The organism is Coprococcus sp. AF16-5 (assembly GCF_003479365.1).
GTDB classification, from domain to species: Bacteria; Bacillota; Clostridia; order Lachnospirales; family Lachnospiraceae; genus Coprococcus; species Coprococcus aceti.
Map to the genome: position 1 here is coordinate 52,364 of NZ_QUGZ01000006.1, position 14,456 is coordinate 66,819.

A 14,456-nucleotide genomic window follows, 5' to 3' on the forward strand; every position below is an offset into this window, starting at 1 on the left:
ATAAAACTACATATCAATTGTAATGCAAATCGGAAATAGACACCGGTGCAGCCTGCTTGAAAGACAGCGGAGTTGTACCGGTGTCTTTTTTGAACAGATTTATAAAATGGTTTGTGTTCTCGATTCCAACCTGGGATCCGACCTCGTGGACGGACAGATCTGTTGTGAGAAGGAGCCTTTTGGCGGCATCGATCCTGCGACTGTTGAGATAGCGCATAGGTGATTCACCGAAGTGAAATGAAAATTCTCTACATATCCTGTATCTGCTGATCCTGTAAGTTGCCTCGAGGTCATCAAGCGACATTGGTTCGGCGTAGTTTGTATCCATCTGATTCTTTACCGATAAAAGATAAGAAGGCACACAATCCATCTTCTTGGATGAGTTTTCAATAAATACACATAATTCGGTCAGGATATCATTAAACCATTTGGAAATTCTGAAAATATCGGTGGCAGACAACTCCCCCTGGAGTCTGCTTATCAGTGAAAGATGACTCCAGAGTACAGAGGCTCCGGCAGAGTCCTTTTTATAATATATGGATTCGGGGAGAAACTCGTGATACAGGCGAAGTGGAGCTCCGAGGATGAATGCATCGTAGAAACGACACTTGCCGTTCGTGGCGTATGTTATTTCTGATCCTGCCTCAAAAAGCGCGGCTGTATTCTTGGAATATGATGATTTGCTGTTGCCCGATGTTACTGTAAGAGTTCCTTCATATATATAGAAGAAATGGTAACACGGAATGAAAGAGAAGGTATAACTGCATGAATAAGCAAAAGAAATATCGCCGTTGGCCAGAAGATGAATCAGGCCATCGTTAATCATTGATTCTTCATATGTAAAGAACGCACTGTGGAATCTTGCGTTCTCAATATCTTTCTGAATATTGTAACCTGACAGTACAGTGCAGGAAATTAATTCTTTAGCTAACATGTAAACCACCTCCTATCCATAATAATACAATTATTAAACAATCATCACAAGCTAAAAGCGATATAAATTAGTGGCTAATTAGCTAAAAAAACAATAAAATGCTAATTAAAGATAAAAATATATAGATAAAATGTCTATACGATATTGAAAAAAAATAACGATAATGGTAAAATTAACGAAAAGTACAAAATACTGTGATTAAAAACAAAATTGAGTGATGACTAAAAAGTAAATTAATGTATACTTAATATAAAGTTAAAAACAAAGAAGGTTTTAAGGAGGACAAAACTATGAAATCAAAGCGTATTGCATGTATCGCAATGGCTGGTCTTATGGCAGCATCACTTGCAGGTTGTGGAGGCTCAGACAGCGATAACAAGGACACAACAGAGGCAACAAAGGCTGCCACAGAGGCAGCAGGAAGTGATTCAGCAGATGACACAACAGCTGATGCTGAGGGAATCAAGTCATATGCAGACATCCAGTTAGGAACAGACTTCACAGATCTTTCAGCGGAGATCAAGTTCTACAACAACAGAACTGATATGGACTCAGATGACTACGGCGGAAAGAACTGGAAGCAGTATCTTGAGGACTTCAACAAGGAGTACCCAAATATCAAGGTTGATGTTATCACAGATACAAACTATGCAGAAGATGCTCTTACACATCTTCAGTCAGGAAACTACGAGACAGTAATGTGTATCCCAGCAGTTGACATGGCAGACCTTTCAACATATTTCATGTCATATGGCGATTATGATACAATGAGCAGTCTTGTAAATTACTCAAACAGATGGCTGTATCAGGGTCAGGTATATGGTGTACCTCTTGCAGCTACAACACAGGGTATCGTATACAACAAGAAGGTATTTGCTGATGCAGGTGTGACAGACGTACCTAAGACACCAGAGGAGTTCATTGCGGCACTCAAGGCAATCAAGGATAAGAATCCGGATTGTATTCCACTTTACACAAACTATGCAGCAGGCTGGACAATGGGAGCCTGGGATGATTATATCGCGATCACAGCAACAGGCGATGCTACATACAAGAACCAGAAGTTAGCCCATACAAAGGATCCATTCAAGAACTATGGCGACGATACACATGCTTATGCAGTATATAAGATCCTTTACGATGCAGTATCACAGGGACTTACAGAGGATGATTACTCAACAACAGATTGGGAGTCATGTAAGGGAATGATCAACAACGGCGAGATCGGATGTATGGTACTTGGTTCATGGGCATACCCACAGATGGAAGCAGGCGGACCTAACGCAGACGATATAGGATACATTCCTTTCCCTATCTCAGTAAATGGTAAGCAGTACGCTTCATCAGGAGCAGATTACTGCTTCGGTATCAACGTAAACGCTTCAGATGATGAGAAACAGGCAGCTCTTGTATTTGTTAAGTGGATGACAGAGAAGTCAGGATATGCTTACAACGAGGATTCACTTGCAATTGTTCCTGGTTCAGAGTCAAAGATCTCATTCGACGGTGTTGACTTCGTTGCAGACGAGCCAGCTCTTGAGGGCGAGGAGGATTACCTCAATCAGCTCAATTCAGAGTCAGAGCTTAACGTAAGCAATGGTGGTAACGACAAGATCCAGGCCATCATCGAGCATGCTGCAAACGGCGACATGTCATTCGACGATATCATGGCTGAGTGGAACCAGAAGTGGTCAGATGCTCAGGAGTCATTAGGAATCGAAGTTACTGAGAAGTAATAAAGATTTCAATATAAATAAGTAAGAATAAGCTACAGACCGGGGCGGGGATTGCCCGCCCCGGTTTATTAAAAAAAGGCGGTGGAATGAGTATGGCTAACAAAAAACAATCCGGCTTTGGTAAATGGGCGTCAAGCAGGAAGGGGCAGCAGGTTATAATATGCGCAGCCTTCGCAATTATCCCATTGCTTTTGCTATTAGTATTTACATATATACCATTCGGAGAGATGGTTAAATTTAGTTTCTACAAGATGAAATATACGACGCCTGTAGAAAAGAGAGAATTCGTAGGATTAGCAAATTATATCGATGTGTTCACAAGAAAAGACTGTTTCGGTGCATTAAAGCTCAGTTTGTATTACATCGTAGGAGCACTTGTACAGTTAGTGCTTGCACTTTTCCTTGCAACTCTTCTGAGTTTCAAAGTAAAAGGTGGTAACCTTTTCAAGGGATTTATTTTCTTCCCTTATCTTATCAGTGGTATCGCTGTAGGTTTCATTTTCAAATTCTTCTTCACAAGAGGATTCGTGTTTGACTCAATCCTTCAGTTGTGTGGATTTAGCTTAGACAACCTTCCATACTGGCTCAAAGACCAGAGTGTCAACAACTGGACACTGGTTTCAACCTCGGTCTGGAGATACCTTGGACAGATGATGGTTCTCTTCATTGGAGCTATCATGTCGGTAGATGCAGAACTTTATGAGGCGGCAGAGCTTGATGGTGCAAATAAATTCCAGCAGTTTAGATATATCATACTGCCAAGTATCAAGACAATCGTTACATTAAATGTAATTTTAGCAATAACAGGATCACTCAGTGCTTTCGAGCAGCCTTTCGTTATCACAACAGGTGCAAACGGAACAGGTACTTACTTCATCATCATGAACAAGATAGCACATACAAGCCAGAAGGTCGGTCTTGCTTCAGCAATGGCCGTTGTACTTCTCCTTATCATACTTATATGTGCTGCGCTTCAGAAGCTGTTCTTTGAGTACATCTTCAAGGATTCAAGCTCAGATGATGAGAGTTATAAGGCAAAGAAGCTTCGCAAGAAACAGGAGAGAGATACCAAGAAATACATGAAGCAGATGACTGCTTCTGCGAAGGGAGGCAAGTAACATGGCAAGAGGAAAGACAGATGTGCCAGGCATAGCACCAATAAAAGAAAAACGAACCGTTGGATATTATGTAAGAGGTTTCCTCAAGTACTTTGTACTCATATTCTTCTCACTGTGTGCGGTTGTACCTCTTATATCATGTGTTACAACAGCCTTCAAGACAACAGATGAGTATAAGGCTACTTCAGTAATGGAACTTCCTGAAAGCTTTCTGAACTTCAGCAACTTTGTAAAGGCATTCACGACTGCCAACATGGGACGTGCATTCCTCAACTCAGTAATAGTCATGGTATGCGTACTTATCGTGTCAGTTGTAATAGGAACACAGCTTGCATATGTGCTTAATAGATTCAAGTTCCCAGGAAACGGCTTTATCAGAACACTTTTCCTTGTGGCATCATTGCTCCCTGCAGTTGCTATGCAGGTTACAGTCTACAACATCATGGGTGATCTGAGATTCATAGATCACTTATATGGTTACATCATCATGAGCTGTGGTACAGATGTTATCTCGATCTACATCTTTATACAGTTTATGGAGAACATATCAGTATCTCTTGACGAGTCAGCTATCGTGGATGGTGCATCATACTGGACCATCTACTGGAAGATCATACTTCCACTTCTCAAGCCGGCTATCGTTACTGCTTGTATACTGAAAGGCGTTGTAATCTACAACGAGTACTACGCTGCAAACCTTTACCTCATAAGCCCGGAGATCAAGACAATGGCTATCTCACTTTACAAGTTCGTAGGACCTATGGGCAGCCAGTACAACCTGATATGTGCAGGTGTTATCATATCGATCATACCGGCACTTATAGTATTCATCTGCTGTCAGAAACAGATCTACAGTGGTATTACACAGGGTGCTGTAAAGGGTTAATAATTTATTAGAAGAAGAGAGTTCATGAATATGAGAAATGAAATTCAAAAAGAATTAATAGATGCTATCATCCCATTCTGGGAGGCCCTGAGGGATGATGAGTACGGCGGATTTTATGGGTATATGGATTATGACCTCAACCTTGATAAAAAGGCTGAGAAGGGTTGTATTCTTAACAGTAGAATTACCTGGTTCTTCGCAAGTGCGTATAAGGCACTCAAGGACCCGAAGCTTCTAGATGAGGCTGCTCATGGATATGAATTTCTGAAAGAATATTGTATAGACAGGGAATATGGCGGAATATATTGGTCCATGAATTACGATGGTTCACCCAAAGATACGACAAAACACACATACAATCAGGCATTTAGTATATATGCCTTATCCGCCTATTACGAAGCTTCCGGTGATTCGGAAGCTTTGGACCTGGCCCTGCAGCTTTTCCATACAATAGAAGAGAAATGTACTGACGAAGGTGGCTATCTCGAGGCATTTACAAGAGAGTTCAAGCCGGAGTCAAATGATAAGCTTTCTGAGAATGGTGTTCTCGCAGAGAGAACAATGAACACACTGCTCCATGCACTTGAGGCTTACACAGAACTTTATAAGGTATCCAAGGATTCCAAGGTAAAGGAGCGTCTGGAATGGCTGCTCGATGTATTTGCTGATAAGGTATACAATCCGGAGCTTAAGAGACAGGAAGTGTTCTTTGATAAGGATTATAACTCTCTGATCGATCTGTACTCATACGGACATGACATTGAGACATCATGGCTTCTGGACAGGGCGACTGAGGTGCTTGGAGAGGCAGAGTACACAGAGAAGATCACAAAGATAACAGATATCCTTGCAGAGCAGATATATGAGATTGCTTTCGATGGACATTCAGTTCTGACAGAATGTGAAAAGGGCGTGCCATACACGGTAAGAGTATGGTGGGTTCAGGCAGAATCAATAGTAGGATTCATAAATGCTTATCAAAAGTCGGGTGATAAGAAGTATTACGAGGCTGCTGAGAAAGTCTGGGAGTACATAAAGGAATACTTCATAGACAAGAGACCGGGATCAGAGTGGTTCTGGGATCTGAATGCGGATGGAACACCGAGAGTCGGACGTCCTATAGTTGAGCCATGGAAGTGCCCATACCACAACGGCAGAATGTGCCTTGAGATTATGAACAGACTCGCTGACGGCAAATAAATAGCATTCAATTGCTTTCAAATTATAAGGAGAATGCCTAAATGATGAATGAGAAATATTATGTAGAGCTTGACAAACTGAACAAGCTTCTTGAGAGAAAGAATAAGAAGACAGATTTCTATAATGGAATCTATGACAGATATGAGTACCCTGTACTCACAAGAGAGATGATACCTCTCACATGGAGATATGACTTAAACCCTGAGACAAATCCATACTTCATTGAGCGTCTCGGAGTTAACGCTGTCATGAACTCAGGTGCTATCTACCTGAACGGCAAGTATTATCTTGTCGCAAGAATAGAGGGAAATGACAGAAAGTCATTCTTCGGCGTAGCTGAGAGTGACAACGGTATCGATGGATTCCGTTTCTGGGATTATCCAATCCTTCTGGATGATGTATGTCCTGAGGAAACAAATGTATATGATATGAGACTGACACAGCACGAGGATGGATGGATCTACGGTGTGTTCTGTTCAGAGAGCAAGGATACAGCTGTAAATGACCTCTCAGCAGCAGTTGCAGCAGCAGGTATCGTGAGGACAAAGGATTTAAAGCACTGGGAGCGCCTTGACAACCTCAAGACTCTTCGTTCCCCACAGCAGAGAAATGTTGTACTTCACCCTGAATTTGTGGATGGCAAGTACGCATTCTATACACGTCCAATGGATGATTTCATCGAGACAGGAAGCGGCAGCGGAATAGGATTCGGTCTCTGTGATGATATAGAGCATGCGGTTATAGACGAGGAGAAGATGACAAGTCTTCGTAAGTACCACACTATAACAGAGGCAAAGAACGGTGCAGGTGCACCTCCAATAAAGACAGACAAGGGCTGGATCCACATCGCACATGGTGTGAGAAACACAGCTGCCGGTCTTAGATATGTACTCTACGCATTTGCAACAGACCTCAATGATCCTTCAAAGGTTATCGCTGAGCCATCAGGAATGCTCATCGGACCTCGCGGCGAGGAGAGAGTCGGCGATGTATCCAACGTTGTATTCACAAATGGCGCCATCGTAAACGAGAACAACGAAGTGTTCATCTACTACGCATCAAGCGATACAAGAATGCATGTTGCAACAACAACAGTTGACAGACTCATCGACTATGTATTCAACACACCTGCTGATCCGGGAAGAAGCGTTGAGTGTGTAGCGCAGAGATGTGAGCTGATCAGGAAGAACCTTGAGTTCCTTAAGAATACAGACAAGTAAGAAAGTATAATATATGGGCTGCCAGATGAAACAGCACGTTGGTTAGTATGCCCTTTGCCTGTGCAGATACCATATAACGTGATAATAAAATAAAAAATCCGGCTAAGATGCCGGAAGAAAGAGGTACTTATGTCAGAAGTAAAAATGTTCAGCGAGCCTGTGCCAAACGTGCCATGGCAGGACAGACCGGCAAATGACAATCATGACGCTCCAATCTGGAGATATACAGAGAATCCTATAATAGGAAGAAATCCGGCAAAGGGTGTTGCAAGAATATTCAATAGTGCAGTAGTTCCATTTGATGGAAAGTTTGTTGGAGTATTCAGAGGTGAGCAGGTGAATGGAATTCCATACATCTACCTCGGAGAGAGCGAGGATGCTATCCACTGGAATATCAGCGAGGAGAAGATCAAGTTTGTTGATGAGAACGGTGAAGAGTTCATGCCTATATACGCATATGATCCAAGACTTGTAAAGGTAGAGGATACATATTATGCAATCTGGTGCCAGGATTTCTATGGTGCAGCGATAGGCATCGCAAAGTCAAAGGATCTCAAGACATTTGTGAGAATCGAGAACCCATTCCTTCCATTTAACAGAAATGCAGTTCTCTTCCCGAGAAAGATCAACGGTAATTTCGTGATGCTGTCACGTCCAAGTGACAGTGGTCATACACCATTTGGTGATATATTCGTAAGTGAGAGCCCAGACATGGTTTACTGGGGTAAGCACAGACATGTCATGGGCAAGAGCAGCGAGTGGTGGGAGTCACTCAAGATTGGCGGCGGTGCAGCCCCTATTGAGACTTCTGAAGGATGGCTGTTATTCTACCATGGAGTAGCGGGAACATGTAACGGTTATGTATACTCAATCGGTGGAGCAATCCTTGATATCGACAACCCATCGATCGTTAAGTATCGTTGTGAGAACTTCCTTCTCACACCGGAAGAGTGGTACGAGGAGCGAGGATTTGTTCCTAATGTATGCTTCCCATGTGCTACTATTCACGACAGCGAGTCTGGAAAGATCGCCATTTACTACGGTGCAGCTGACAGCTATGTTGGCCTTGCATTCACAAAGCTTGATGAGATCGTAGATTATATCAAGTCACACAGTGTGGTAACAACTTCTGATACCGAGATCGGTAGAAGATAGTTAGTTATAGATCGCTATGAGCCCCTACTCATACGCGGCAATTGTATTAATTTTTTCTCATTTCCCAAGGCGGTGCCCGCCGCCTTCGGGGCCCCTCTAAAAAGAAATGTAATGGCAGGTGATTGCCAAAACTTTTAGACTATGACAGCCTGGCAATAAGCCGGGCTGAATTTGATTCTGAGGGTTTTGGCAATCATAAAAACTAAAAAGGCAGAAAAAAGACTGTAATATGTAGAAAAAGGCAACAGATGCAATAAAATAGCAGTTACATACATTATCATGGAAATGACGAGTGAAGAAGTCATGGTCAGTGTAAAAATGTGATTTCTTCACCGTCTTATATAGAACAGGCAATTGGGGAATGGTGTAATCAGTAACAGGTGTACATATTCGACATTGTCATGGTTCGGACATTTGAGCCCGCCGGTACTTAGATGGCGCGTTAGCGGCATCTTAGTATCCGCTGCAGGGCGAAACGAGCGAGAGCGTTCCGAGCCAGACAAGTCGGATGTGTACACCGTACGGATATGCACACAATTGCCGTACGTCAAAAGGAGGAGAATGACAATGAACAAGGAAATACTTTTTTTAAATCCCGTGTTTACGCACAATATCTGGGGCGGTACAAAGCTCAGAGAAGAATACGGATATGATGTTGAGGGTGATGATATAGGCGAGTGCTGGGGAGTTGCGGCACATGAGAATGGCAACTGTACAGTGAAAAATGGCGAGTTTGCAGGTCAGACGCTTGCCGACTTATGGGACAGCCACAGAGAGCTGTTTGGCGGTATAGACGGTGTCAGATTCCCACTGCTTATCAAGATAATCGATGCAAAAGATGATCTGAGTATTCAGGTGCATCCGGACGATGCATACGCAGCAGAACATGAGAATGGTTCATTTGGCAAGATGGAGTGCTGGTATATTCTTGACTGCAAGGAAGATTCAACACTTGTAATCGGTCATAATGCAAGGACAAAGGAAGAATTGTGCGATATGATCGAAGGTAAGAAATGGAAGGAGTTTATCAGAGAGATCCCTGTTAAGAAGGGGGATTTCATTCAGATAGATCCCGGTACAGTACACGCGATCAAAGGAGGAATCACACTTCTTGAGACACAGCAGAACAGTGACATCACATACAGAGTTTATGATTATGACAGACTGAGCAATGGAAAGCCTAGAGATCTGCACGTAAAGCAGAGTATAGATGTTATAACAGTTCCTGCAAAGCCGGTTGAGGACAGCGTTATAAGTGTCAAGGCAGATAAGGCAAATGAACTCTGTGAGCTTATAAGCTGTAAGTATTACACAGTATACAAGCTGGATGTTGAGGGAAAGGCAGAGCTGAATGTGGGCGACAAGCCATTCCTCATCATGTCTGTAGTTGCGGGAAGTGGAACAGTGGATGGAAACGCTATAAAGAAGGGTGATCACTTTATCCTGCCAAACGGATACAGCAACCCAGTGTTTGAGGGCAATATGGAGATCGTAGCATCCACAGTCAGCAAGTAAGATCCTGCCTTTGGAAGAGAATGTCAAGGGGGATAGTTATGAAGAGAAAGACGATAGGTGTTCTGGTAGGCGGAATCACGGATGATTTTACGAGGCTGCTCTGTCATGGGGTTATAGAGAGAGCAAAGACACTTGATGTCGATATAGTTGTTATTCCGGGTAAGTTCCTTGACCGGGAATACCCAGAAACGTCAGATATATATTATGAATATCAGTACCAGACACTATTTTCCTATGCTACAAAGGAGAATCTGGACGGCGTTATTGTTGCATCGAGTTGTATTGGCTGCTTTGCAACCAAGGAGCGTATCAGCGAATTTATGAAAAGATATCTGCAGATGCCGTGCGTGATAGTGGCTGCAGATGAGCCGGATCAGATTTGTGTCAGATATGACAATGGTGCAGGCATAAGAGAAGGACTCAATTACATGATCGAGGAACTTGGTTATACAAGAATAGGCATGATAGGCGGTCCGGACTCCAATTATGATGCAAAGGAGAGAAGAAGAACCTACATTGAGATGCTTGAGGCTCATGGAATAGAGTTTGATCCGGGACTTTATGTGGAGGGCAATCTTACATCGGAATCAAAAGAGGTTTTCAGAGATATTCTGGACAGAAATCCGGATATGCAGGGAGTGTTCTGTGTGAATGATTCCTGTGCATCTGGTTTTTATGAAGAACTTAAGGCGAGGGGCATTCTGCCGGGAAGAGATATATCAGTCATGGGTTACGATGATATTGAGTGGGCTACACAGATATATCCGACGCTTTCGACTGTGCGTGCAGACGCGGGAAAACTTGGCTCAGAGGCTGTAAATCTTATGGTCAGGCTTATTGATGGCAAGCAGGTCGAGAGTAAGATACTTCCTACTGAGTTTGTCAGAAGAGATTCATTCTGTAAAAAAGGCGGATCAAGAAAACGTAGTAAGAATGTCATTGAGGGATATCTCTCAATGAACCATATGCTCTCAGAGCAGTGGGAAGAGCGGAATAAGACTCAGTTCAAGATGAAGACATTTATCCAGAAGGTCTTGAGCTTTGACAGAGGCAACGACAGAAGTTATGGAGAGATTCTTGGCACTATGGACTGGCTGGACATAGAGAATGCATTTATATTCTTATATAAAGAGCCAATAATACATCTGATCGGTGAGCCATTTGAACTGCCTGACCAGTTATATCTCAAGACTAAGGATCTTAAAGAGAAGGTCAGCAGTGTGATCACTGTGAACCAGAAGGTGTCATCATCAAATCTCTATGATTTTGAGAGCCTCGGTGTGGAAGGAGCTGGAATATATGTACTCTTGCCGCTGTATTCCAACGAAATACTCTATGGAGTTCTTCTGTGTGATCTCACGGAAGGAGTTCTGGTGAATGGGGAGTTCCTTGGAAACCAGGTCTCAGCTGCTGTCAAGATGATCAATCTGCTCAAGACGAACGAGGAGATCATGAAGCGCCTTGAGGAGAGTATGGCGATCCTGCAGAAAAACAACATTATGCTTGACAATCTGTCAAAACAGGATCCCCTTACAGGAATCATGAACAGACGAGGTTTCTTTGACAGATCATTACAGCTGCTCAAGGAATGTGAGGAGCAGAAAAGGACGGCTACGGTATTCTACGCTGATATGAACAGTCTCAAGATCATCAATGACAGATATGGACATGATGAGGGTGATTTCTCTCTTAAAACCATAGGAGATATTCTGATCAAATCTGTAGGCGATAATGGAATCGTAGGCAGAATAGGCGGCGACGAGTATTGTTGTCTTGTACTCGGCCTTAAGGACTCTGACGCTGCAGATGCATTTGCTGAGGAAGTATACAGTTCATTTGAGAAGTTTAATGAGCACTGTGATAAGCCTTATAAAGTGAGTGTATCGCTTGGAAACTGTCAGATCGTAGAATATAACAAGAAAGGTCTTCAGAATGCCATGACTATGGCAGATGAGAAGCTGTATGAGGTGAAGAAGTACAGAAAGAAGGACGTTGTTAAGGTTAAGAATTGATAATTTATATAATAAATAAAAGGTATGATCAGGTTGCGTTGAGTGCAGCTTGATCATACCTTTTTTGTAAAATCTATGCTCCCAGAAAAAATGTCTAAAATGTATAAATACAGAAAAAATATCTAATAATACCTGTGTGATGCATATTGCGCATGGAGGTGTTATTGAGATGAAAAGAAACGCGCATGATCAAAATGAAGAGCAGGAAGGAAGACTGGAAGTTGATTCGATGACTCAAGAAGTTGATTCGAAAACTCAAAGTATGGGCGGAGAATCTGACAGGGAGCAAAGAAAGAGTAATCATGGATGGAAGCTGGTTTCAGATTCCGGCTGCAGTCTGCTCGTGCCGGATGGATTGGATGGACTGGCTGGAATAGATATAGATTATGCTGAGGTTCCGTTTACAATATCTGTTGATAACACAGATTATATAGACGAACCGGGTATAGATATAGAGAAGATGCTTGAGCATATTGCAAATTGCCGGTCAGGCGGAAGAACTAGCTGCCCATCACCCCATGCGTGGCTAGAGGCGTGGGGGGATGCGGAAAATGTTATTGCATTTACGTTGTCAGCTGCATTATCGGGAAGTTACAACAGTGCTATAGCTGCAAGACACATGGCGCTTGAGAAGAATCCCGGCAGGAATATTGCGGTGATAAATACATGCGGAGCCGGAGTATTCCCTGAACAGCTGGCAAACATCATATATGAAGGAATTGAAGACGGGGATTCGTTTGACGCCATAGTAAGTGTTACAGACAAAGCAGTGAGGGAGATACAGGTGATGTTTGCCTTGGGGAGTCTGGACAACCTGATAAAGGCGGGCAGACTAAATAAGCTTGTGGGGTATGCGGCTCATAGATTCAATATATCCGCAATAGGTGTGGCATCACCTGGTGGACGAATTGAACTCAGACACAAATTCAGAGGTATGAAGAAGACATATGATAAGCTGATAGATACTCTCCGGGAGACGGGATTTGCAGGGGGAGAGCTGGTCATAAGCCACTGTATGAATGAGGAGGGAGCAGAAAAGCTGGGGCATCTTATCAAGGCTGAATGGCTCGACACGGATGTGAGCGTCGTACCTGCAAGCGGGCTGTGCAGCTATTATATGGGAAAAGACGGGCTGATAATAACATATCATGAGTAGACTGCTGCACGGATAAATTATATAAAATGCTTGAAATAGACAAAATAATGAAAAATAATGGAAGGCTGCCGCACCTTCTATTATTTTTTGTGTATTAACCTATTGACATAGTAGGTAAATGGGAATATCCTATTTTTGCGAGTCAGATATTGACTTATTACGCCAAAAAATGGCGGATGAGGGTGATGACTGGAATGACCGTGTATTTGCGGCTGGAATGTGATCACACTCATATGTAAGGAGGATTTACAGATATGGTGATTTCTTCAAAGGGAGAATATGCCCTGAGGGTCATGGCAGACCTTGCCATAAACCACGACGGCAGATTCATTCCGTTAAAAGAAATAGTTCAGAAAGAGGAACTGTCCCAGAAGTATCTGGAGAGTATAATGCGCATGCTGTCCAAGGCAAATCTGATAGAGGCAGCCAGCGGACATGGCGGAGGCTACAGACTCAAAAAGGCTCCTGAGAAATATACGCTTTGGGAGATACTTGAACTCACGGAAGGTGGACTTGCTCCGGTGGCATGCATGAAGAACAGCGCAATGACCTGTGACAGATCCGGACAGTGCTACACTTTGCCGATATGGCAGGGACTGGCGGAGTTGATACAGGATTATTTCCAGGGTAAGACACTGGCGGATATAGCCAGAAATGTGGAATGAGCAGAGTAATTTGATACAAGCAAAAAGATAATTAAAGCGGGACAATTGAATCGCCGGATATAGAAGTGATAAAGCAATTGCCGGGCTTGGTATAAAAGGAGGCAGACTGATGTCAGATAAAAAATTATTGGAAGTTAAGAATTTACATGTTGATGTTGAGGATAAACAGATCCTTCACGGTGTGAACCTGGAGATCGGCAAGGGTGAGACACATGTACTTATGGGACCTAATGGAACCGGAAAGTCAACCCTTGGATATGCACTTATGGGCAATCCTAGATATACAGTCAGAGAGGGCGAGATATGGTTTGATGGTAAGAACATCACAGAAGAGGCTGTCAATGAGCGTGCAAAGGCAGGAATATTCCTCTCATTCCAGAATCCTCTAGAGGTGCCTGGTGTGACACTCAGCTCATTTATAAGAAATGCCCTTGAGCAGAAGACCGGCAAGAGAATCCGTCTCTGGGATTTCAAGAAGGAGCTTGAGAGAACCATGGAGATCCTTCAGATGGATCCATCTTATGCGGAGAGAGACCTGAATGTGGGATTTTCAGGTGGTGAGAAGAAGAAGGCAGAGATACTTCAGCTTCTGATGCTCAAGCCATCACTGGCAATCCTTGACGAGACAGATTCAGGACTTGACGTTGATGCAGTCCGTACAGTATCAGCAGGTATCGAGGAATACCAGAAGAACTGCAAGGGAAGTCTGCTTATCATCACACACAGCACCAAGATCCTTGAGTCACTCACCGTTGACTACACACATGTCATGGTTGAGGGCAAGATCATAGAGACTGGTGACGCATCACTTGTGGACAAGATCAACGAGTCTGGATTTGCAGAGTATGAAAGGATATAG

Annotated in this window: 12 protein-coding genes; 11 read left to right on the plus strand and 1 reads right to left on the minus strand. The window is 43.1% G+C overall.

Features of this window, described 5'->3' with window-relative positions; genetic code table 11:
• Positions 1 to 13: 13 nt before the first annotated feature.
• On the minus strand, positions 14 to 934 hold the full coding sequence (locus tag DWW70_RS12965; RefSeq protein WP_118649999.1) for a helix-turn-helix domain-containing protein: 921 nt from the start codon (positions 932 to 934) through the stop codon (positions 14 to 16).
• Between the two features lie 290 nt (positions 935 to 1,224).
• Between DWW70_RS12965 and DWW70_RS12970 the strand changes: the two genes are divergently transcribed.
• The 11 genes from DWW70_RS12970 to sufC all read left to right on the plus strand — a co-directional run bounded on the left by DWW70_RS12970 (position 1,225) and on the right by sufC (position 14,456).
• On the plus strand, positions 1,225 to 2,670 hold the full coding sequence (locus tag DWW70_RS12970) for an ABC transporter substrate-binding protein (RefSeq protein WP_022216160.1): 1,446 nt from the start codon (positions 1,225 to 1,227) through the stop codon (positions 2,668 to 2,670).
• A gap of 86 nt (positions 2,671 to 2,756) precedes the next feature.
• On the plus strand, positions 2,757 to 3,788 hold the full coding sequence (locus tag DWW70_RS12975) for a carbohydrate ABC transporter permease (RefSeq protein WP_118650000.1): 1,032 nt from the start codon (positions 2,757 to 2,759) through the stop codon (positions 3,786 to 3,788).
• A gap of 1 nt (position 3,789) precedes the next feature.
• Positions 3,790 to 4,674, plus strand: a complete 885-nt coding sequence (locus tag DWW70_RS12980; RefSeq protein ID WP_022216162.1) for a carbohydrate ABC transporter permease — start codon at positions 3,790 to 3,792, stop codon at positions 4,672 to 4,674.
• A 24-nt stretch (positions 4,675 to 4,698) separates the two neighbouring features.
• Positions 4,699 to 5,874: an AGE family epimerase/isomerase gene (locus DWW70_RS12985; RefSeq protein WP_118650001.1), complete on the plus strand. Its 1,176-nt coding sequence runs from the start codon at positions 4,699 to 4,701 to the stop codon at positions 5,872 to 5,874.
• A 41-nt stretch (positions 5,875 to 5,915) separates the two neighbouring features.
• Positions 5,916 to 7,094 (plus strand): glycoside hydrolase family 130 protein, encoded by a 1,179-nt coding sequence (locus tag DWW70_RS12990; protein WP_118650002.1) that lies wholly within the window; start codon positions 5,916 to 5,918, stop codon positions 7,092 to 7,094.
• A gap of 129 nt (positions 7,095 to 7,223) precedes the next feature.
• A complete protein-coding gene (locus DWW70_RS12995; RefSeq protein WP_022216164.1) occupies positions 7,224 to 8,249 on the plus strand; it encodes a glycoside hydrolase family 130 protein in 1,026 nt (341 codons plus the stop codon).
• A gap of 567 nt (positions 8,250 to 8,816) precedes the next feature.
• Positions 8,817 to 9,764, plus strand: a complete 948-nt coding sequence (locus tag DWW70_RS13000) for a type I phosphomannose isomerase catalytic subunit (protein WP_022216165.1) — start codon at positions 8,817 to 8,819, stop codon at positions 9,762 to 9,764.
• Positions 9,765 to 9,802: 38 nt separating this feature from the next.
• On the plus strand, positions 9,803 to 11,776 hold the full coding sequence (locus DWW70_RS13005) for a GGDEF domain-containing protein (protein WP_243017728.1): 1,974 nt from the start codon (positions 9,803 to 9,805) through the stop codon (positions 11,774 to 11,776).
• 169 nt (positions 11,777 to 11,945) lie between these two features.
• On the plus strand, positions 11,946 to 12,932 hold the full coding sequence (locus DWW70_RS13010) for a DegV family protein (RefSeq protein WP_243017729.1): 987 nt from the start codon (positions 11,946 to 11,948) through the stop codon (positions 12,930 to 12,932).
• 254 nt (positions 12,933 to 13,186) lie between these two features.
• Positions 13,187 to 13,597, plus strand: coding sequence for an RrF2 family transcriptional regulator (locus tag DWW70_RS13015; protein WP_118650005.1), 411 nt, complete (start codon positions 13,187 to 13,189; stop codon positions 13,595 to 13,597).
• Between the two features lie 109 nt (positions 13,598 to 13,706).
• Positions 13,707 to 14,456, plus strand: coding sequence for a Fe-S cluster assembly ATPase SufC (gene sufC, locus DWW70_RS13020; RefSeq protein ID WP_004851768.1), 750 nt, complete (start codon positions 13,707 to 13,709; stop codon positions 14,454 to 14,456).